Genomic DNA, 20,479 nt, shown 5'->3' with positions numbered 1-20,479 from the left:
AAATGGGTATTCTTTGGTGATACATCGGAGAGCAAGAGATTTATCTGACCAACACAGCGGCAATCACGAGGACGGTAAGCGCGGATATGACCGCCGTATAGACCGTCACGCTTCGATCGCTGAGCCATGCTGTTTGCCAATCTTCAGGATACAAGGCCTTTCCGACAGAGTAGAGCCCTTCGTCGTAGAGACCTAAAATTTTTTCCATTTCTATTAAGGTTTTTTTTGCTATCCGATGACGATCGCGTTGTTGAAGAATAAGATACACGAAAATGGCGGAGAAGAGTGCGACGCCAGTGATGGCAAAAATTTGCGTTGTCACGTTTGTGCCATGAGTGGGGGAGACTGCCATGATTGTGACTAAGAGCAGGACCAAAAATGCGCTAGCAAATGCCGTGAGGCGCATCATTTGCTCACGTCGACGAAATACCTCTTCTTTGTACCACGGGTACAAGACCCGAAGGATTTCGAGTTGTTCTTCGCGAAGATCGGTGTCAACTGGCATAATCGTTTAGTAAGAAGTCATCTGGAGATTTGTGTTGAGACCGCAATATCAATGGATATCAAGCTCATGTTAAAAGATGTTGAGTCATCCAGTCAGCAAGGAGTGTTGTCATTTTACGAAAATCATCAGGTTTGCCGAAATGGTGATTGGCGCCAGGTAGCAAATGGAGGCACTTCTCTCCCGCCAACGATTGTTCCAGTCGTTCAATTTGCTGAAGCGGTACCAACTCATCCGCATCGCCATGCACAATGAGGGTTGGCATGTTAATCGTTTTCGCGACAGTGTACGCATCATAAGTCAGGCAATTTTCATAAATCGCATAACGTAGTTCGATCGGATTATTGGAGCCTGTCACATCTGGAATTTCACCTGTCTTCCGCCATCGTGTCATGGCTTCTTGTCCAAATTCTAACTGAAGCATCTCCGGAAAGTCAGGGACCGGGCATTTGAGCCCGAGAGCAGCCAGGTTGGCATCACAGGAGGCAATCAATGTCGCAATGAGGCCACCATAACTTGATCCTACAAGCCCGATGCGAGAATACCCCTGAGTACGGACAAAGGCTAAAGCCTGTTTCAACTCATCGCAGCAGGTATCGACGGACAGATCTGCAAACGCACCATCGGATTCCCCCATTCCAAACCAATCAAAACAAAACGTACTGATTTCTTGACCAATCAGTAATTCTGTCAAACGACGATTGGTCCTGCTTTGTTTGTTGGACAGAAATCCGTGACAGAGTACGACAATTCTGTCAGTCGACGATTCAGGTTCAGTCAAAATAGCCGCGACCTTGCGATGATTCGAATCCTGAAAGAATAGGGTAGTTGGATTAGGTGGCATTAAATATTTTCCGCAGAAACTTGGAAATGATAATTTGATTCATAGTGACAATTCTATCAGTTTTCAAACCGTGAAATGTTGTATAGTACTAATCCGCTAACCAATTATAGGTCTGTTCGTAAGCTCGATCGACCTCATCCAGGTTCAGGCATTAAAGGACAGAGCCAACTTGATCTATTGACCGATATAGGTGAGCAAGAGTTATGTCATAGTTTCCCGAATACTCAATTGCGAGGCTGATCCGCAATGGAATGCTAGAACACGGTACGGGCAAGTTTCTTTCGCCAAGCATGCGTGAAGCAAAGATGACGTTTTCTGGGCGGTTTAATATCGCAACCACAGATGTCCTAGTGCGTGCATTGAATCGAATCGCGGATTAGTTGTTATGCCGATATCCTAAGTTTGATATATCTAGCCTGTTGCCTGGGCATGAATCGCAGGAAAAATATTTGGTGTGGGTTGACATTGTGCGCGGTAGTCGTTGGTCGATATATGATGATAGAAAAATGACCGAGGTCAGATTGAATAAATCATGGGCTATAGCGAATCCATTTAATTCCCAGTTGAATTATTAAGACTGCCACAGCGTCATGCTGAGTCTCAAGCAATGGAGGTTATTTGAAGCGGCTATAGGTTGATATTCAATGAGGTTTATTTCTCATACAAGGGTAAGAGTAGAAATGATCATGATTTCAAGCAAAGTGAATTAGTCGTTAACGCAATATCCTAAATTAGACGTATACATGACGCCAGTCGTACCAAAAAACTTAGAGCAAAAAGCTGAAGAGGCCATTCCCAAAATATTGCGAGACTATCTTGCGCCAGGCAATGTATTAATTTTTCAGCCGTGGCCATTGTTGTGTGGTTTTTAGGAATACCGTGGTTGCAGTCATTTGGGCTGATGGTGAATTATGAGGTCGTGTGGTATCTCAGCATTACTGCACTTTCAGTGTTTTTTGCCATCTGGGTCTTTCAACATCTTGATGAATGGTCGAATGGACCTCGAAACAAAAGAGTGCAAGCCAAGAAAATTGAATTGGAGTTACTTCGTCAGCAAAGCGACTCAAAATGAATAATAACCCCATTGTCTCTCAGGAAGTAAAGAGGAGAAAGGTTTTATGGAAAATAACTTCAGGGGTAATATAATTAGTAGTCAAAATATTTGCCTTTCTCCTTTAACTGACGTTTTGAAAATATTCTTTAAACTCGCATAATATCTTACGAGTCTAATCCTTTCGACTCTTTACAATGATCGATTCTGCTTTTGAGGAAAAAATTATACGAAACGTTTTGCAGTCTAAAGGGGTAGGGAGGCATGCAGCAAGATCGGCTCTCCGCTATTTAGAGCGGGGAGTAGAATTAAGTAGTAGCATGCCTGAGCTAGCTGTTTTTTCTGGTATTACCGCTGAAGAAGAGGCTGCTACCGCTGTGTTTCATGCCTTAAGAAAGCGAAAGTATGCTGGAGCAGAAAAACTGAATCCTCGGGATCATGTTCATAAGTCAGCATTGTATCCATTTCTTAATGGGATTGGAAAATGGTTTGAAAAAAATAAATTTTTTGGTAAGGATCCACAGCTAATTTTTGATAGAAGTCTTTCTCCAAACGAGAAAGAATTATTGCAAATAAGATTTAAGATGAAAGATCCTGATGGAAAGCTTAAGTGGGCTCAACTTGATTCGCCATTAGAGTTTAATGTGCGAGTAGATGACAGCCTTACTAATTTTGAGCTTGAATTAACAGAAGTGGCGGCTGTGAATAACGCTCAGAATATCTCGAAATATATTAAATCCTTGGCTAATCGACGTAATAGGGTGCTGTATGCCGCACCTGGTGGAATACCTCATGTCAAGACGGGCGTAGAGTCATTCTTAATATTTAAAAAAGAGGTCGTATTCAAACATCTAATGACTTATCTTTTAATTGAACCGTATTGCAACCGCCAGCAATTTGTCTCACAGTCGCTGGATGCCTTTCTGCAGCTCCTCAAACTTCTAAAGAAGGAAAATTTTGGAAAGTGACTATATATACAATCTGCTAAGGTGAAGACTGCTTGTGGTAAAAAACCATAAAAATATGGAGTAGAAGCTAAATGTATAAGTTGAGAAATAGGTGCTGCTGATCTGTAGGTCTTGACAATTGTACTAATTAGTATTAATTTAATTAGTACTTAATAGCTGATAGTCCAGGAGGGGACGCAAAGAATATGCTGAGCAATAACGTATGAATATGAACATGGTGAGAAAAATCATCTATGCCTATTAAGGACTATCGACAGGACCCATATCTTTCGTTGCTCAGGCCGTTAGTTGAGGCCTATTTAGCTTTTTATCGGGCGGGAACACGGCACATCGAATCGATGGGGCTCACGTCAGCGCAGTTTGATGTGATTGCTGAACTGGGGGGTACCGATGGTCTGACATGCGTAGAGCTTGGTGAAGGGACGCTAATTACCAAGGGGACATTGACGGGTGTGTTGGATCGACTCGAAGTAAAAGGCTTGTTGACGCGAAAAAAAGTCAAGGGAGATCGACGAGCGACGAATATTCTGTTAACTAGCAAAGGTGAGGCACTGTATAAAAAAGTCTTTCCGGCTCACGCTGAATTTCTTAAGCCATTTTTTGAACAGGCTCTCACGAAAGAGGAGGTGAAGCTGATGAAGCCATTATTAAATCGGCTTCGAGATAGCTTTGAAGGTTCCTAGCAGTTCTCTAAGACATGCAGAGTCAAATTGAGATGTTGCATTTATATTTTTATATTGATGAGTCATTTACGAAAAATGTTTTTATGCAGAAGTGAGGTGAATTATGAGCACACGATATAGAAAAGTGAAAACGGTTATTGAGCCAAAGGCGGTTTTGGAAGGGGCGGGTGTGAAACTGAAAAGAAGTCTTGGAGGTGAGGAGCTAAACTATCTTGATCCATTCCTTCTTTTTGATCATTTTGGGTCGCCGCATACTGAGGATTATCAAGCCGGGTTTCCGATGCATCCGCATCGAGGAATTGAGACGGTGACCTACATGTTGGCGGGGGAAGTCCAACACCGAGATACATTAGGGAATGAAGGGAGTATTGGGGCAGGAGATGTCCAATGGATGACGGCTGGAGGTGGGATTTTACACGAAGAAATGCCTCAAGTTCGTCCTGAAGGCAATGCCGGGTTTCAACTGTGGGTGAATCTTCCGGCCAAACTTAAGATGACGCAACCGCGATATCAGGATGTTTCGGCGAGTGAGGTTCCTGAAGTGACCTTAGAGGTTGGTACAAAAGTTCGTGTGATCGCTGGAACAGTTGAAGGGACTGATGGTGCCGTCAAGAATATTGCTGCCAATCCGACATATCTTGATGTCCTGGTTCCGGCCCATGGTTCATTTGTTCAGCCCATCCCGCAAGGATATACGGCATTTGCCTATGTGTTTGAAGGAAAGGGGGCGATTGTTCATGATGATGGACAAGATTGGGTGACTAGCCCAAGACTCGTTGTGTTGGATAAGGGCAAGGAATTGAAGATTATCACTGAAGATGAACCAATTCGATTTTTGTTGATTTCTGCAAAGCCCTTACATGAACCGATTGCACGCTATGGTCCCTTTGTGATGAATACGCAGGAAGAAATTCAGCAAGCCTTGACTGACTTGAGGCAGGGGACTTTTATTTGGACAGGAGCCACATTATGACTATGAAGGGCCAATTTCCAGATGAACAAAACGAAGAAGGGGCATTTACCCGTCAGGAAGATATGTTTCGCAGTTGGGTGACGGAAGAGGTAAGTTCAGAATTCCCAGCCGAAGCGGGACGCTATCATCTCTATGTGTCCTTAGCCTGTCCCTGGGCGCACCGAACCATTATTGGACGAAAACTCAAGGGACTTGAGAACATCATTGGCATGACGGTTGTTGATCCCATTCGTGACGACCGTGGATGGGCGTTTCGAGAAGGACCCGGCTATTCTCTTGATCCCATTAACGGATTTCAATATCTCAGCGAGGCGTACAAGTCTACCGTCCCTTCATATCGGTCTCGCGTGACCGTGCCTGTTTTGTGGGACTCTCAATCCCGAAAGATCGTGAACAATTCCGAGGATGATATCCTGCGAATGTTCAATCAGGCGTTTCATCAAGTGGCCAGGCAGACCCCCGATCTGTACCCTGAATCGCTTCGTGCGGGCATCGACAACCTGAATGCACTCATTTATGACCGTATCAATAATGGCGTCTATAAAGCCGGATTTGCCACAACTCAACGAGCGTATGAGCATGCGGTGGGTCAGTTGTTTGAGACGCTCGATCAGCTTGAGGCGCGGTTGTCGAGTCAGCGGTATCTATTTGGATCACAGATTGTCGAAACCGATTGGCGCCTCTTTGTCACCTTAATTAGATTTGATGCCGTCTATCATGGACATTTCAAATGCAATCTTCGGCGAATCATTGATTACCCAAATCTTTTTGGATATCTCAAAGACTTGTATCAGCATGAAGGCGTTGCTGAAACTGTTAATTTCGATCATATTAAACGTCACTATTACATGACACATGATGATATTAACCCCACGCAAATAGTTCCGCTTGGGCCTGCCCAGGACCTGACGTCTCCTCACGGGCGAGAGCGATTGGGCTGAATCACATGGAAGGACAAGGAGTCATATTGTTAATTTTTCTATTATAAAAGGAGGTAACGCGATGAGTGCAGACAACCAAGCGCAGGCAGTGATTGATGGAATTTTAGCTGGGAAAATTTTGGAAACATTCGATGTGTATTACGCGGATGATGTCGTGATGAGTGAAAATCGAACGGAAGAACGAGTCGGAAAGGCGAAAAATCGGGAATATGAGTTGCAGTTCATCGACAGTATTCAAGAGTTTCATGGTGCCACGGTAGGTAGAACCCTAATCGATGGTGATCATGTGGCGGTTGAATGGACATTTGACGTCACGTTTAAGGGCGATAAGCATGTGGTAATGAACCAAGTCACGATGCAAACCTGGAAGGATGGAAAAGTCATTCGCGAAGATTTTTATCATGGGTAAATCGTAAAGAGTCTTACCTGTTGAAGTGCTAGATTTTTTCTTCCAAGAAGTTCTCCGGTGTGATCGCCACGTCTGGAAAGGTTCTAAGGACCTGGCGGTCGGCCGTTACCAACGTGACTCCCAAGTCTTGTGCGAGGCTGACAAATTCGCAATCATACGCTGAACATGCCGATTGTGCAGCAAGATTCATCACGCGGTGGGAGACGACAGAGTATTCTCGCCCCGCCATCAAGTGCTCTGCTTCTTCAACAATCCCAATCACATGGTCAAGACGGAGACCGTGATTTCTGACAAGGCCTATCAGCGTGTTGCGAAATTCTGACCGCCAAAGAAGGGGGCCAGTCCATACGGGATCTTTTTGTAGGACCGCTTCAGCTTGAGCTGTACGTTGACCTTTGATGTAGAGGTAGATCAGGAGATTTGTATCGGCGACGATCATGGTCGCCCCTCGGTCCTTAGTTTCTGTAGAGTTCGATCTGTGAGGCGTGTTGTTGTTGGGCTCTTCCGAATGGTTCGTGCACGGGCAATAAGACTTTCGGGGTTGAGAGGGACACTCCCAGCAGCTTGCTCTAAGCACTGAATGACTTCGTGATTGAGGCTTCTTCGATGGATCTCTGCTTGGTTTTTAAGCTTTCGCACAAGCGGCTCTGGAATATTCTTGATAGTCAATGTGGCCATTGCAATTCTCCGTCTGGTAATCATTATGGTACCAAAACGGTACCATAATGTTAATTTTAATTCACATGAGCTATGCTGTCAATTTACGTTAGCGCTATGGCCAAGTGTATCGGTGATACGCTTTGCCCGCAATGGTCAAAGGGTTCACAGGACTGTAGGCGATTCTGTCGAACGTTGTTTCGTCCGGGCAGGCTTGCTAGAGGTGGTTCCCAATGTCTGTTTGGGGTAGAGTTGGTAGCGTTGCAAAAGATTGTACAGGCTGAATACTACAAAAAAGTTGAGGGAAGAAGGTAGAGATGTGTCTTCCATTTTACTTAGAATAAAGTATAGTTCATGAATAAAGAGCCTTATTTCATGAGAAATGATAGGAGGATGTCATGAAACAGGTAGCCGTGGTTCTTTCAGGTTGTGGCTTTTTAGATGGGGCTGAGATTACCGAAGCGATTAGTACGCTGGTAGCGATCGGACAAAATGGAGCGGAGTACAAAGTCTTTGCGCCCAACAAAGACGTCGCTGAAATAAATCACCTCACGCAAAAGCCTACAGGTCAACAACGAAATGTCCTGCAAGAGTCCGCACGAATTGCTCGTGGCGATATTCAAGCATTGGAAAATTTGAAAGCTCAGGATTTTGATGCACTGGCGTTTCCCGGTGGTTTTGGGGCGGCCTTGCACCTCTGTGATTTTGCCGAGAAAGGAAGCTCCGGGGAGATTGATCCTCAAGTGACCAGAGTCGTCAACGAGTTTCATGAAAGCCGTAAACCGATAGCGGCTATTTGTATTGCCCCCGCAATCATGGCTCTGGCGTTTGGGAAGAAGGGTGTGAGTGTCACCATCGGTGATGATGCTGGAACCGCGACGGAAATTGAAAAGACCGGGGCCAAACATCAGAATTGCGCCGTAGAAAAATTTGTGGTGGATGCCGATAAAAAAATTATAACGACTCCAGCCTATATGTATGGAACAGCCAAGCCTCATCAAATTTTTGAAGGTGTGAGTGGGGCCATCTCTGAACTGCTGAAGATGGCTTAAATGCGTATCTCGTGAATCGTCTTTCGTATCTCGTAAAAACTGAAAGACTTTTTCCATAATATAGGAGCAACGAGATACGTTTTCCCCCATAGGTGCTGAACGGCGTTTCACAAATTAGGTCTTACTGACCCAGCATTTATATGAAAAATAGATAACTCAATGATAGCTGGTTCGATTCTTCTGTTCGGTGCGACCTCCATGTTGGGGTTTCAGTTAGCCTCGAGATTTCCCAAAGTTATCCACCCATTTACTTCACCGGGAAATCGGGCACAAGCTGTTCGTCATTGGCCTTCCCTGCAGCTCGACAATAGGAATTGGATTGAAGAGCTACTTCATCGAACTCAGCCCAATATTCTCCTGTATTGTCATGCGGTGTGTGATGTGACGAAGTGTGAGGCCAACCCTGAGTGGGCGTATGAGATCAATGTTCAACACGTCAAGCGAGTCGTGCAGGCCTTACCTGAACAGACGAAATTTGTCTATGTCTCATCTGATCACGTGTTTGGTGGGGACGGCGTCTACACCGAAAATTCAGCTTCTTGTCCGATCAGTGTCTATGGCCGGACACGTGTTGACGCGGAACTAGAAGTGTTGCAGCGAGCCGGTTCATTAGTGATTCGAACAGGTCTTGGAATTGGAGCTTCACATAATGGCCGAACCGGTCATCAAGATTGGCTTCGTTATCGTATGCAGCAAAACCTCCCCATTACCATCATTGATGATGAATATCGATCGGCGGTGTGGGTTCATGAATTGGCACAGCGTGTCATGGATTTGGCCAATAGTGCGGAAGCTGGAATTCGTCATCTTTCCGCGACGCGTGTGGTGTCTCGAGTGGAGTTGGCGACGCATTTATTGAACAGTATGGGGCGAGAAGCGCAGTTTACGATCGAAAGTCGTCATCAACAGCGTGCGCCTCATATAGGGCGAGTTGAATTAGGGAGTGTGTATCAGGGAAAATTGTTCAAGCCGTTACGAAGTGTGCTAGAGGGGTAAGGGCTTTTTTAACGGGAGTGGTTCTTCAACCGTATAGCCTTGTTGCTTACTCAACTCATGAATAGCCTCGATTCTCTTCTGAAGTTCTGGATGGGTATCAAAGTAATGTAGTATGTTGATGTCCCAGGTCCCTTCCTGCCGCTGTAAGGCTTCAAATAGTTCAGTGGCTCCGCCCACATGTCCGTAGTGACAGTTAAGAATCTGTAGCGCTGTTTCATCGGCTTGGCTCTCGCGGCTTTGCGAGTATTTCGCTTGGCCTAATGTCATGGATGAGGTGAGCATTTGTGAAATACTGGAATTGGCTCCGGTTAAGAGTGTTGAGAGAGCTGCCAAGACAAGTCCCCGCCCAATTGAGCGTAAATGATCTCGATTCTTGAAATGTCCGAGTTCGTGCGCTAAAACAAAGGCTAATCCATTTTCTGTTTTCATGCTCTTGAGTAATTCTGAAAAGACTACAATTTTTCCGCCCGGGATGGCCATCGCATTGATATTCTGTGATTCGATTATCGTCACTGGTGTGGAAAACCCAATTTCTTGGCATGGACGTAAGGCCTCAATGAGGTGTTGAACCAAAGCTTGTCGTGGTCCTGAGGCGGTTTCCCCAAATTCCCAGTCTAGGTCAATCTTTGCAAATAGCTGAACTTCATCTTCTGGAGAGATATAGCCTACAGCCTGATCTATGAAAAACCCGAGTATCCAAAAACTGATGACCGCAACGCCAATAATGCTGAGGATGAGAATTCCAAACTCTCGGATGGGGTGTTGATGGGAGACATTATCGTTTCGTTCAGGCAACGAAGGTTGGTACTTCACCGAGTGGTATCCTGGATTGTTTTGTCTTGAAGGTAAATGGCCGTTCCGTAAGCCAAGACTTCAACTGAACCGATCCGTTCGTTGTCCCCTTTAGAGATGGACGACGTTTCTAGACGTAAATTGATGATTTGGTCAGCATCAGGACAGCTCTCTTTCAAGCGCAGGACAGCTTCACGACGTGCTCGATCTAAGAGGGTTTCGTACGCTTGAAGGGTGCCTCCAAAAATATTTCGGAGGGTTGCTAAAAAACGTTTGAAATAGTCGACAGAGATCACGACATTGCCTTGAACCAGATGGGCATGACTGATCGGTCCTAGATTACTCATTGATTTTTTACTAGAGGTGGTGGGTAATCCCAGAAAGGCTTGTTCACGCACCTGAATAGATTGGTAGTGCCGTGTTTCTGCGATTCTCCCAAAGATATACCCTAAGGCAATTAAGGCCGCAACGGTGATGAGGCTTTCCATGCTCTAGTTCACTCTACGCTCACGGCCGTACCGTAGACATAAATTTCTGCCGCGCCTGCGGCCACTGATGATGTGGAAAAGCGGACATTCACGATGGCGTTGGCCCCCATTTGTTGGGCTTGCGCTTTCATTCGGTCAATGGCCTGCTCACGTGACTCTCCTAAGAGTTCCGTATAGCCTTTGAGTTCTCCTCCAAAGATATTCTTAAAACTGGCCATGATATCCCGTCCGACATGTTTGGCTCTCACGGTGCTGCCTGACACAATCCCGTGACAAACCGTAATGGTTTTTCCTGGAATTTCTTCAATGTTGGTCACAAACATATTTACTCCTTTTGAGGATAGATGCAGAACAGCGAATGGGTATTTCCCTCTCTGCTATCATCAACGGATGAGGTATCTGTCTTCTCGGTCAGTGATAGTGAATGACCTAAGAAATACTTTGGTGATCTTGACCAGAAACTGTATCGTACGGTGGGATAGAAATCTACGTGTTAGGCTGTATTCAATGTATTTGCTGGCAATTAATTTGATGCTTGAGGTGCGTGTGTTTGCATACTCTCACATAAAGAGTGCCTCTTTGTGAGAGGACTAAGGCTTTTGGAGGGATGACCTGAGAGTCACAGGGGCAAGGTTTCGGCATTGAGTTATGTAATTCCTGGGAGACCCCGGCGACAGGCTCTGTAGCCTGTCGCCGGATAGTTTTTCCCCTATCTGGCCTTGCTTTGTCCGGCTATTCAAGATCAGACGGATCATTAAAGAGCTTTGGCAGGGCAATGCTTCCATGACCGTTTTGAGGGTAATTGGCAGCCCTTGGATTCTTGGGATTCAGGTTGGATGCAGTGTCGTCTGGTGGGAACAGGACGAGCGATTGTAAGAACTCCATCAACAGAGCTTGTTGGCCTGCGGACAGCCGGGCGAAGCGGTTACGTGATGATTGCGCTTCACCCCCATGCCGCATAATCACAGACCACAAGTTAACACTTCGGCCATCATGACCATACGGAGCGCTTGATCCCACTCCCCATAAGGGTTCGGTCATAAATTCCTTCGTGATCGTTCCATCGAAGTTTCGTTCCCAAAAGTTAGACCCGAGATCGTGCCGTTTAAAATCAGCAAAGATGTTGTTGACAATGAATCGTTTTTCCATGGGTTTCTTCACCGGAGGGTTTCCTGAATTCGGGGTGGCCTGGACAAGTGGCGTGGCGACGGCATAGAGCTGATTGAAGGAACCTTTCTGTGCCTGATATTTCGTTTCAACGTCTGCGACTCGTCTGTCGCGTTCTACGATCAATGAGGGAACATGACAGCTTACGCATTGAATTTGTTGAAAGAGTTTTCTTCCTGTCCGAACACGAGAATTTTCTCGGTGGATGGCTGGTTTGAAATAATTCAATAAATAAAATTCCAGATAATCGATAAGACTGACAGGAATTTCGTTCGCGACTCCATCAAGGTCAGAATCATCGCTTTCACTTGAGACCGGTGGCGCTTCTATGGCATCAATTGAACCGTCGAGTACCATGCCCGAAGGTGTGGTGATGTTTCCTCCTGAGGAGGCTTTCGCGAGATCTGGGTCAAAGGCTTCGAGTCCCATTTCTCCATTCAGTGCCCCAACAACAAACTCTCTTATGGATATGGTGCCTCCATGATGAAAAAATGGTCGTACGCGCAAGTCAGCATCGACCCCTTTGACTCCTGTGGCATCCACTGAACCATCGGGGAGCGCTCTAATAAATCCATAGAAAATACCTTTGCTCTGAAGTCTGGCTCGTATATTTTGCCCACTTTTCTGAGCGCGTTCACTTGCCCCATTTTTAATGGCCCGTAGTTCCAGGGTAATTTCGTCGGCTAACATTTCAAGAAGACCAAGGCCGAACAAATGTGGAGCATCTCGGCTGTCAGGGCGAGTAAATACGTCGCCACCGAAGCCCGCTGAGCCTCGTGGACGACCATGGCAAGCAGCACAACTGTCGGCTAGGCCAGCACCCAGTGAGGCATCAGCACTAATATCTCCAAATCCATCACCATTGCGTGGCCCAAGTCCCTGGGCCACGGTAAATTTTCGCTGAAAGAGATTTCTTCCGCGACGAATTGAGCGAAAGGGATCTCTGTTTATCATGTGCAGTGATGATCCAGGAGTATTGATATTGCCTCGACCCGCGCCAATTTGATCTTGTAACGATTTCTGAATTCCTGCATTAATGGAATTGGGATGCTGGGTGATATCAGTTTCCTGAGAGTACCCCCAGACGGCAAAGTACAATACAGAGAAAGGAATAAATATGAGAACTGAGATAACTGGTCGAATAGACTGTTTCATCTTTATCATCTCCAATTCTTTTTTCAACATGTTCAAGAAAAAGGCATTGATCGTGTTGCCACAGATGCGTGTTGCTAGCACCTCTTGTCGCAACGCGGGAGTCACGAACGTTAGAAGGCAGGCGGAGGTCCTATAGACAAACGAGTAATAAGGACGTAGATATGAAGACCAAATATTGTACTGCAGTATTACTAGTGATTCTGTGAGTATTCTCGCAACAGCCTCTAACGTTCGAGGAAGGGTAAGACCTTAGGGTGGTCGTATCTCTTGTTGTCCAAAGTATCCTCGCATGGTGAAATTTTCCCTTTCTTGTGTGTCGTCGCGAACGATCGCTTCGTCGATCCATTTTCGTGTGAATTCCTCGATAAAATAATTAAATTCACTAATTTGTTTCGTGTGTCTGTCGCAATCGGCGTGGTAAGGCCTTTCCAGTTGAGTCGATAAAAAAGTGATGACAGCAAAGGTTCTGTATTTGTCAAGAACAAAAATACATCATAAGAGGTAATGATGAGCAGGTAGGGGGGGACCAGTGGACAACTATTGGAATCCGAAAAAGTAGAAGTTTTATCTATATGTTCAAGTGCATTCTTTCTTCTGAGTAATTATTGGTGTCTGATCTGGTTCATACGTCAGTCGTCAGTTTTCTTATTCAAGTAATCAAGTCGAGCAGTGAAAATCATGAAACTCACACTTTCTGTTCGAGATCTCAAGCAAGCTGCATTCCTAAAAGCACTCCGCTTATATTGTGGGCAGTGCGGCAACAGAGAATTGGAAGAAGTCTTTGAATTACCAGCGAATAAGAAAAGATGAAGGTGAGGTTATTGATGGTGTATGAAAAAGTTATTTCTGTGAATATGGCTTGTAGCAACCGTGAGCATTCGTGGGACCGTAGGGAAGACCCTACGGTCCCTCTCTTTTCTTTCTTTTGAGATTACTCTGCGTCGTTGCGAAGAATGGCAGTAGAAAAGGAAATTCAGGTGAAGAGAAATTCCAGAAATGTTGCATTGGGAAATACGAAGATTGTATGAAATGAAGATCTTTGTGTTCTAAGTGCTATTCTGTATCTGAAATCGTCATGTGCTTGTTTCACGGTTGGTAAACCACATGAATAAAATTTGAAAAATGTGGAGTAGAGCTTTAGGGCAGTTATCAATGGTAGAAGAGTCTCTTTCGAGAGTCGAGCATAGAATAGATTGAATACACAGTCAAAAGATTCGATTGAGTGAATGTGCTCGGATTTTCGAATGAAACGTTAAGCCCCATCCCAAACCGTATGGAGTGGACGTGATATTGCGGATGTCTGCCTTTCCGCGATCACAATATAGCGCAACGGTCCACCGGGTTCGATGGCATCAAAGGGGTAACAGGTCACGAGGACAAGCTGTGTATGAGATTTGTCTTGTGCGATCATGGCCTGACGTGCATCTACGACGTGCAATTCATGAACTGTAAATATTGTCGTTTCCCTAGCAATGTCTTCGATCAGTATCGTTTCACCCAATTGCAGATATTTGAGAAATGCAAAATGCGTATCTCGGTGACCGTTGAGAATGGCGGTCCCCACGGACCCAGGATGTGGACTGCTTGTAACATGACCTGGACCGAAGGCTAGGGTTCGACCACTGGCATCTGAAAGGACAAACATCTCGATGCCATGCTGAGGAACCTGCAGTTTGGCGATGGGCCAGGTATCGGCCCAAGGCCATGGGTGAACGCGAGGTTGACCTCCTTGTGTTTGAGCCCAGGCTCGTTCAAGGAGGTATTGAGCGAGTTCAGCTTTCACATAGATCCAGGCGCCGTACCCTGTCTGCCATGCTCCAAGAAGAAACATGATTGAAAAAATGAGAATCAGAAGTGGACGAGTCATATTCAAATCCTTATCCAGTGATATCCGGCACTATAGCGAATCCAATTAGTTTCCAGTTGAATGAGGAAGGGAAGCCTAGGCGACGGTTGTTGTGTACCTTTCGCAGGGTTGAAGATGTCGCTAATGATGAGACCTGTTTGCCTCTGGAGTGTTAATTATAGGTCGTCTAGACTGCGCCTCAAACATCGGAAGTTGTTTGAAACGGCTATAGCGCCGGCGATGAAAAGGAGAATGAGTCCTGTGAGGAGATGCCATGTTCCATTTGTGGCTCCTGCTGATAGTCCAAAGATTGCCGTGTAATCTTGCCCGTGCGGAAGGTTTGTCTTGATCGCATGTGGAGAAAGCGTTTGACCTGAGGGTCGTGCAGGCGTGATATCAATGGCAACGAGACTGGTATAGCGGCTCACGAGATGATGAGCCATGGCGATATCAATAATTTCCTGACGTATGTGACTATTTTCATTCCTCTCAACATCCTGATCCATTAACGCTGAAATTTTTTGTCGTGCCCAATACGTGGCTATACCACGACGTTGGAGGGCTTCATCCAATGAAACCGTCGTCTCCCAGTTTTTTAATCCGGCTGTTCCTTGCACGTGTATGCGTTCTGAAGGTGCGGTTGTTCGAACGGCCATTATCAACGGTTCTCCGACGTACAAGTCTGGAATGCGTTCTGGGAGAATTTCCCCTGATGTTTTTCCTGCGAGTGTCATGTCGATGTTCGTGATCACTGGATGTTCAAGTTTGTGAAAGAGCTGATTCATCTTGTCTTGCACTTCAGTGGACTGACCGATGTAGGTAAAGGTTCCACGTCCGAATTTGGCTGCATGCCGCATGAAATAACTATTCGGCGCAGACCCGATGCCGATTGTGAACAGCCGAGTGTCAGCAAGGTCGTGCTGGATGGCTTGGAACAATTGTTGCTCGTTTCCGATTTGTCCATCAGTGATAAAGATGACTTGTCGGATATTTTTGCCGGTTTCCTGTTGAACCGGTTCCTGATGAGCAAGAGCGAGTTGTAGTGCAGGTAATATTTCTGTTCCGCCGTCAGTCTCTAGGTTTGAGACATATTGTGTGGCCTGTCGGATGGTTGTGGCTGTGACGGGTTGCGATGAAGAAAATAATGACTGGGTCTCATGATTAAATTGGATCACATTGAATTGGTCTTGCTCTTTCAGGCGTGTCAGGGCGAGGTGTAATGCTAACTTTGCCTGTTGGATAGAGGCGCCATGCATCGAACCTGAGGTATCGATGACAAATGTCACGTCTCGTGGCAAGGTGACGTGATCGGCAAATGCTCCGGCTGGTGGCATGATCATGAGCATCAGGTAGGTGTCGTCATGATGTTGCTCAGAGAAGACCGCCGTATGTGGGATCTGTTCTTGTTTACGCTCCCATGTCAATTCAAAATCTCGATCGGCAGGAACGTCTCCATCTTGTAGTGCGATCTGGTAACGGCTTTGGCTGTTCGATGTCTGGTGGATGTTGTGATAGGTTGAGTCGAGGGAAACGAGTGGAAATCCAGGAACAAGATCGATGGTGAGTGTGGTGGGATTGAGTGGACCGTGTTCTGGATGTTGGACGGGTGGCGTGATACGCGAAGCATCGGGAACCTGATTCGTATTCTTAGCCCATCCATGTCCTTCAAGGATTGTGTCAGATTCATGAGGTGGTACAGGTGAGCCGGGGATATAGCGAGGCCCGACAACCATCGGAAAGCGAAGAGAAAACTTTCCGCTGTCGTAGGACACTCTCTCCTGGTATACAATCTCAACAATAATTGTTTCGTTTGGGCCGATGTTGGCTACTGAGGCTGTGAACATATTGGGCCGTTCTTGCTCAATTAGACTCGTGCGTTTTCCTTCTCGTTTGGCTGTGGTATAGGTTTTTTTTGCTTCTGTTCGCTCTTGGATGAGGCCCTCGATGACCCGTTCTCCAATATGCATGCGCAGGTGATCGATGGCAGCCGTTTCTGGAAGCGGGAAAACGTAGACGCCTTCAGCCCAACCGGACCCCGGATTGCGAAATTCCTGACGAACTGTGGTTCGTGCGATGAACCCGGTCACGATCATATGGGCTTTGGTCTGGAGTGTCGGGGCGGGAGTGTAGGAATTTTGTGTGGATGATCGAAACAATAATGTTCCTTGAGTCACATCATTCGGTGAAACGTGATGTGTGGATGATTGAGCGTAGGCATCAGTTGTCAGTACGAGGAGCAATGCGGCCAATGTCAGAAATATGAACAGGAGAAGCTGGAATGCGGAAACACTTCTTGATGCATGGTTTTTGTTTCTCAAAAGACCAGTGAGTCGATATGTGAGGCCAAGCATTGGATGGATCATCTCGCGGTGGTGGTGAAGAGACATCAGAAGACCCCTTTCATAGAAGAGAACAGAATGGTGTGCCAAAGAGACGGCGCAGGATCGAGTCAGTCGGAGTAAGAGCTGCGAATTGACCGGTAGGCTTTCAGTCCGCAGCTCTCATGAATGGATCTTATGGTAGGGATTCCGATGTTGTTGTTGCTTCGCTTGCAGTTTCCTCTTCAATCGTGTTGGAGAGCAACGCAGTCTCTGTTGCAACATCGTTGTCAGTGAGTGAACGGTTCACGTCCTCTGATTCCACGGTGAGGATGTTTTCTGGTTCAGAGGTGATGATTTCGGCAACGAGGGGTGCTGCCATTGTAGTCGAGGCGTGCTCCGAGCTTAAGGTAATGTGAGCACGCCGATTCTTCTGAAGGCATTCTTCGGAGTCTTCCGTACAGATACTGTTCTGTGACCCCATACTCTCAGTCTGGATGACTGACTCCTCGATTCCTTGAGCCGTGAGATACGCTTTCACCGCTTCGGCTCGTCGAAGGCCAAGCCGCTGATTGTACGCATCAGACCCATGTTGATCGGCATGGCCCTGTACGGTAATCTGCCATCCTTCTTTCTCCTTGAGATAATCGATTTTCTCCTGGAGTACAATGGCGGCCTCCTCGGATAGTGAGGCTTGATCAAATCCAAAGTAGACGTCGGCCTGATCGGGAGGCCCGGCCTCTTCTGAATGTGCGGCGGCTTCCTCAAAGGCGACAAGCGTTGGGTCCATCGATTCTGTGGATTTCTCTGTCTCTGATGTGGATTCAGATATCGAAGGATTCAAGCCCTTGGCCACCTGTTTTATCTCCACGGCATTCGTGGGATTCGCATGTAAAGGCTGATCCTCTGAGATCATCCACATGCCTCCAATCCCCAGGGCCAAGGCCAAGAGGCCCGAGCCCAGCATGAGGGTTTCTTTCGAGGATGGCCCGGAGTCCGAAGATGAAATAGGTAATTTGGGAGAGTCATTCTTTTTTTCGATGTGTGAGTTTTTTCCGTCGTGTTTCATTGAGTCCTCCATTAAAGTGTTGTGCACAGGCAGTTGAATGCCAGATTTATCGATACGGGAGAGTTATTTGAACTGTCCCGTAAGCCTCGAGGTTCCTCAGTCGCTTGAAACTCACCTCCTTTCCGAGGAACATCGCGAAGCCTATGTACGCCGTGAGTTGAGCAATGGCGGTGCCAATTCAAGAATCAATAAAACGTCATAATTTCAAGTAGTTATGAGATGATGAGATGCGGGGATGGAAGCGTCATGCGGTGAGTCGTGCTGGGCATGCGTGGCTATCCACGCATGGGTCGGTCACAGAGAAGTTAAAAATGGTAGATTGGGGAAGCTGAGACAGGGAGATCGTGATGAGGAGATACGAGTAGAAAAGATCGTGGAGACTAAACGGGGGCTTATCCGGAAAGAGTGAGTAGTCAGAGAGGGATAAAGACTGTGAAATACCGTCGACTACACTCCGGTGTAATCTTCAAGGTCAGGCGGGTCTCCTTCTGATTCATTGATGTCTTTGCCGGTTCGAAACATGGTTTCCAACCGTCGAACTTCATTGGATCGCCGTTGACGTTCTTCTAGCAACATCGAGACAATAGCGTTCCAGAAGGCCACTTCTTCCGCAGAGCCTTCAGTCAGGCGTTGATCGCGCCACTCAGTGGCAAAACGAGTATAGACCCGGATTTCACAGTCATCGAAACTTTTTAATGATTTGGCAAGATCCTTAACCGCGTTCATGATATTCCTACTAACAACTGTGTATGTGACTCACGCGCACGAGCCGTTTTTCTCTCTATTTAATAGAGTGTGGCTCTCACCCCCACCTGGAAGTAGTATCGGCTTGTTTCCCTTGAAATCTTTACCCTGAACGAGAAGAAAAAGAGAAGGAATATTGATAAGGGAGATGCTTGAATAAATGGAGTCTACTACTCAAACGGAGAATGAGGAAAGTTGGAGCGACGACAAACATTGCTAAGAGGGAGAGTACTTATGATATCGAATGTGATGGTGAATGGGGTAAGGGTGGCATTGTTGATGTGCGTGCTGGGTCTGTGGGGCTGTGGAGAAGATCCACAGCAATTATTTGAAACCGCACAATTTGAAGAGCAACAAGGTAATCGTACGCATGCCACCCAGATCTATGAACAGATCATTGAGATGAGTCCGGATAGTGTCTTGGCCCAAAAGGCCAAGGAGCGAATAGCACAATTGAAAGAGAAAGATGAATAATGAGAGAGTGGAGAAAGGCGAGTTAGTCTTCTGCTTCTTCTGGATCGACTCCAGTGCGATACATGTACTCTAACCTACGAACTTCGCCTTCTCGACGCAGGCGTTCGTCGATGCAAAGATTTACAACCGTATTCCAAAATCCTGCCTCCGCCATAGCTCCTGCTTCGAGCCGTTGATCACGGAATTCCCCCGCGAAGCACGTATAGTGATTCAGTTCGATGTCATTAAAGTCTCGGAGAAAAGATACAAAGTCGTTCGCTGAGCTCATACTAAAGTTCCTATCCGCTGTATTATTTGCGGTCTTTATCGGTTTCTCCTTGCTCATTCCTTAATTTTCCGTTGATTTTCCCACAATATTTTTGCTCTTTAGAAATGGTTATGGTGTTTTAATTTTTTGTATGAATGTTGTTGCCTCGTATGAGGCGGGTGTCTTCGCTGTTTTGAATCGATGGCGAATGTGTCACGTTAGGTAAATTTCGTGTGGGATATTGATCAGTGTTTCCCCTTTCTTTTCTCTTCTTTGAATGATGAGAGGTGGTGCGAAGGAATGACATGTTGCGCTCTCGAGAGTGAGATAGAGGAAAGCCTACTCTGAAATGAAACAGACTCTTGATGGATAGAGGGTGTACTTTGACGAATGGTCGTAGTTCTAGCGAATATCTTGAAAAAATGCTGGTGTGAGAGTCGGAAGACCGTATTCAACATGCAAGATGATCAGCAAGACTCTAGTTAAACTTTTCCAAATTCCCATACGAAGAAACTTACGGGCATCTGTGATCACCGGTGAGGGGAGGAGGAGAGGGATGGTATAGTGCAGAAGCTTCTTACCAAAGTCGATATCTTCAAGTATTGGCTGGTTGGGGAATCTCCCTATTCGTTCAAATAGCTCTTGCCTGACAAAGAGCGCTTGATCGCCATAAATAATATGTGACTTGGTGCAACGAAAGTTATCTAACCACGAAATGAAACGGAGTCTCCAATCGTTGCCGGAAAATTGGTGGGTAAATCCCCCGGCTTGGCAATTCGGCTGTGCCTGTAGGCGGTGCAAGTGACTCAGCGCATCTGTTGGTAATATTGTGTCCGCGTGGAGAAATAAGAGCCAATCGTCATTCGATTGTTTGAGATTCCAGGCATGGCCTGCTCCCGCATTCATCTGGGAGGCTCGTCCCCTCGGGGCGGTTAACAGGGTGATTCGTGGATGGCTGGCGATGTGGTCACATGTGTGATCTGTACTGCCTCCATCTACCACGATCACTTCGTACTCACCCGATTGGCGAAATAAAGATTTCAGTGTTGACGGTAAGGCACGTTCTTCGTTTAATGTGGGAATGATAACCCAAATCATACGTG

24 protein-coding genes are annotated in these 20,479 nt (G+C 46.2%); 10 read left to right on the top strand and 14 right to left on the bottom strand.

Going from position 1 to position 20,479, the window contains the following annotated elements; genetic code table 11:
- Positions 1-40 precede the first annotated feature (40 nt).
- Positions 41-505 carry a hypothetical protein gene (locus tag ACWQXP_RS21065; RefSeq protein ID WP_454064854.1) on the bottom strand — a complete coding sequence of 155 codons (465 nt, stop codon included), beginning with the start codon at positions 503-505 and terminating at the stop codon, positions 41-43.
- Positions 506-569: 64 nt separating this feature from the next.
- Positions 570-1,346, bottom strand: a complete 777-nt coding sequence (locus ACWQXP_RS21060; protein ID WP_454064853.1) for an alpha/beta hydrolase family protein — start codon at positions 1,344-1,346, stop codon at positions 570-572.
- Positions 1,347-2,193: 847 nt separating this feature from the next.
- Here ACWQXP_RS21060 and ACWQXP_RS21055 point away from each other — a divergent pair.
- The 6 genes from ACWQXP_RS21055 to ACWQXP_RS21030 all read left to right on the top strand — a co-directional run bounded on the left by ACWQXP_RS21055 (position 2,194) and on the right by ACWQXP_RS21030 (position 6,371).
- A complete protein-coding gene (locus ACWQXP_RS21055; RefSeq protein ID WP_454064852.1) occupies positions 2,194-2,418 on the top strand; it encodes a hypothetical protein in 225 nt (74 codons plus the stop codon).
- Positions 2,419-2,594: 176 nt separating this feature from the next.
- Positions 2,595-3,365 (top strand): hypothetical protein, encoded by a 771-nt coding sequence (locus ACWQXP_RS21050; RefSeq protein ID WP_454064851.1) that lies wholly within the window; start codon positions 2,595-2,597, stop codon positions 3,363-3,365.
- 233 nt (positions 3,366-3,598) lie between these two features.
- Positions 3,599-4,048 (top strand): MarR family winged helix-turn-helix transcriptional regulator, encoded by a 450-nt coding sequence (locus ACWQXP_RS21045; RefSeq protein ID WP_454064850.1) that lies wholly within the window; start codon positions 3,599-3,601, stop codon positions 4,046-4,048.
- A 103-nt stretch (positions 4,049-4,151) separates the two neighbouring features.
- Positions 4,152-5,021, top strand: a complete 870-nt coding sequence (locus ACWQXP_RS21040; protein ID WP_454064849.1) for a pirin family protein — start codon at positions 4,152-4,154, stop codon at positions 5,019-5,021.
- The gene (locus tag ACWQXP_RS21035; protein WP_454064848.1) at positions 5,018-5,962 is read left to right on the top strand and encodes a glutathione S-transferase family protein; all 945 of its coding nucleotides are present in this window, start codon (positions 5,018-5,020) and stop codon (positions 5,960-5,962) included. Before ACWQXP_RS21040 ends, ACWQXP_RS21035 begins: the two co-directional genes overlap by 4 nt.
- 61 nt (positions 5,963-6,023) lie before the next feature.
- The gene (locus ACWQXP_RS21030; RefSeq protein WP_454064847.1) at positions 6,024-6,371 is read left to right on the top strand and encodes a SnoaL-like domain-containing protein; all 348 of its coding nucleotides are present in this window, start codon (positions 6,024-6,026) and stop codon (positions 6,369-6,371) included.
- 28 nt (positions 6,372-6,399) lie between these two features.
- Here ACWQXP_RS21030 and ACWQXP_RS21025 read toward each other — a convergent pair whose 3' ends face one another.
- Positions 6,400-6,810: a type II toxin-antitoxin system VapC family toxin gene (locus ACWQXP_RS21025; RefSeq protein ID WP_454064846.1), complete on the bottom strand. Its 411-nt coding sequence runs from the start codon at positions 6,808-6,810 to the stop codon at positions 6,400-6,402.
- Positions 6,807-7,049: a FitA-like ribbon-helix-helix domain-containing protein gene (locus tag ACWQXP_RS21020; protein ID WP_454064845.1), complete on the bottom strand. Its 243-nt coding sequence runs from the start codon at positions 7,047-7,049 to the stop codon at positions 6,807-6,809. The genes ACWQXP_RS21025 and ACWQXP_RS21020 overlap by 4 nt, the downstream gene beginning before the upstream one ends.
- 377 nt (positions 7,050-7,426) lie before the next feature.
- Between ACWQXP_RS21020 and elbB the strand changes: the two genes are divergently transcribed.
- Both elbB and ACWQXP_RS21010 read left to right on the top strand, forming a co-directional pair.
- Positions 7,427-8,080, top strand: a complete 654-nt coding sequence (gene elbB, locus ACWQXP_RS21015; protein WP_454064844.1) for an isoprenoid biosynthesis glyoxalase ElbB — start codon at positions 7,427-7,429, stop codon at positions 8,078-8,080.
- Between the two features lie 159 nt (positions 8,081-8,239).
- A complete protein-coding gene (locus ACWQXP_RS21010; RefSeq protein WP_454064843.1) occupies positions 8,240-9,076 on the top strand; it encodes an SDR family oxidoreductase in 837 nt (278 codons plus the stop codon).
- On the opposite strand, the gene ACWQXP_RS21005 is transcribed toward ACWQXP_RS21010, so the two are convergent.
- From ACWQXP_RS21005 to ACWQXP_RS20990, 4 genes are all read right to left on the bottom strand, one after another.
- Positions 9,065-9,889, bottom strand: coding sequence for a M48 family metallopeptidase (locus ACWQXP_RS21005; RefSeq protein ID WP_454064842.1), 825 nt, complete (start codon positions 9,887-9,889; stop codon positions 9,065-9,067). The two genes, ACWQXP_RS21010 and ACWQXP_RS21005, sit on opposite strands and share 12 nt — an antisense overlap.
- Positions 9,886-10,356 carry a YbjQ family protein gene (locus ACWQXP_RS21000; protein ID WP_454064841.1) on the bottom strand — a complete coding sequence of 157 codons (471 nt, stop codon included), beginning with the start codon at positions 10,354-10,356 and terminating at the stop codon, positions 9,886-9,888. Before ACWQXP_RS21000 ends, ACWQXP_RS21005 begins: the two co-directional genes overlap by 4 nt.
- 8 nt (positions 10,357-10,364) lie before the next feature.
- Positions 10,365-10,679, bottom strand: coding sequence for a YbjQ family protein (locus tag ACWQXP_RS20995; RefSeq protein ID WP_454064840.1), 315 nt, complete (start codon positions 10,677-10,679; stop codon positions 10,365-10,367).
- A gap of 409 nt (positions 10,680-11,088) precedes the next feature.
- Positions 11,089-12,678 carry a cytochrome c4 gene (locus ACWQXP_RS20990; RefSeq protein ID WP_454064839.1) on the bottom strand — a complete coding sequence of 530 codons (1,590 nt, stop codon included), beginning with the start codon at positions 12,676-12,678 and terminating at the stop codon, positions 11,089-11,091.
- 678 nt (positions 12,679-13,356) lie between these two features.
- Here ACWQXP_RS20990 and ACWQXP_RS20985 point away from each other — a divergent pair.
- Positions 13,357-13,488, top strand: a complete 132-nt coding sequence (locus tag ACWQXP_RS20985) for a hypothetical protein (protein ID WP_454064838.1) — start codon at positions 13,357-13,359, stop codon at positions 13,486-13,488.
- Between the two features lie 442 nt (positions 13,489-13,930).
- On the opposite strand, the gene ACWQXP_RS20980 is transcribed toward ACWQXP_RS20985, so the two are convergent.
- The 4 genes from ACWQXP_RS20980 to ACWQXP_RS20965 all read right to left on the bottom strand — a co-directional run bounded on the left by ACWQXP_RS20980 (position 13,931) and on the right by ACWQXP_RS20965 (position 18,637).
- Entirely contained in the window at positions 13,931-14,545 is a 615-nt protein-coding gene (locus ACWQXP_RS20980) for a class GN sortase (RefSeq protein ID WP_454064837.1), read from the bottom strand.
- Between the two features lie 155 nt (positions 14,546-14,700).
- On the bottom strand, positions 14,701-16,911 hold the full coding sequence (locus tag ACWQXP_RS20975; protein ID WP_454064836.1) for a marine proteobacterial sortase target protein: 2,211 nt from the start codon (positions 16,909-16,911) through the stop codon (positions 14,701-14,703).
- A 127-nt stretch (positions 16,912-17,038) separates the two neighbouring features.
- Positions 17,039-17,911 (bottom strand): OmpA family protein, encoded by an 873-nt coding sequence (locus ACWQXP_RS20970; protein ID WP_454064835.1) that lies wholly within the window; start codon positions 17,909-17,911, stop codon positions 17,039-17,041.
- Positions 17,912-18,358: 447 nt separating this feature from the next.
- The gene (locus tag ACWQXP_RS20965; protein ID WP_454064834.1) at positions 18,359-18,637 is read right to left on the bottom strand and encodes a hypothetical protein; all 279 of its coding nucleotides are present in this window, start codon (positions 18,635-18,637) and stop codon (positions 18,359-18,361) included.
- Between the two features lie 252 nt (positions 18,638-18,889).
- Between ACWQXP_RS20965 and ACWQXP_RS20960 the strand changes: the two genes are divergently transcribed.
- Positions 18,890-19,129 (top strand): hypothetical protein, encoded by a 240-nt coding sequence (locus tag ACWQXP_RS20960; protein WP_454064833.1) that lies wholly within the window; start codon positions 18,890-18,892, stop codon positions 19,127-19,129.
- A 22-nt stretch (positions 19,130-19,151) separates the two neighbouring features.
- On the opposite strand, the gene ACWQXP_RS20955 is transcribed toward ACWQXP_RS20960, so the two are convergent.
- Together ACWQXP_RS20955 and ACWQXP_RS20950 are read right to left on the bottom strand one after the other, a co-directional pair.
- Positions 19,152-19,397, bottom strand: coding sequence for a hypothetical protein (locus ACWQXP_RS20955; RefSeq protein ID WP_454064832.1), 246 nt, complete (start codon positions 19,395-19,397; stop codon positions 19,152-19,154).
- Positions 19,398-19,778: 381 nt separating this feature from the next.
- Positions 19,779-20,474, bottom strand: coding sequence for a TIGR04283 family arsenosugar biosynthesis glycosyltransferase (locus tag ACWQXP_RS20950; RefSeq protein ID WP_454064831.1), 696 nt, complete (start codon positions 20,472-20,474; stop codon positions 19,779-19,781).
- Positions 20,475-20,479: the final 5 nt, after the last annotated feature.

The sequence above is a fragment of the Candidatus Nitrospira salsa genome, from assembly GCF_965152625.1.
The sequence above is the reverse complement of the archived record's forward strand: the minus strand, read 5'-3'. Positions and strand labels throughout refer to the sequence as shown.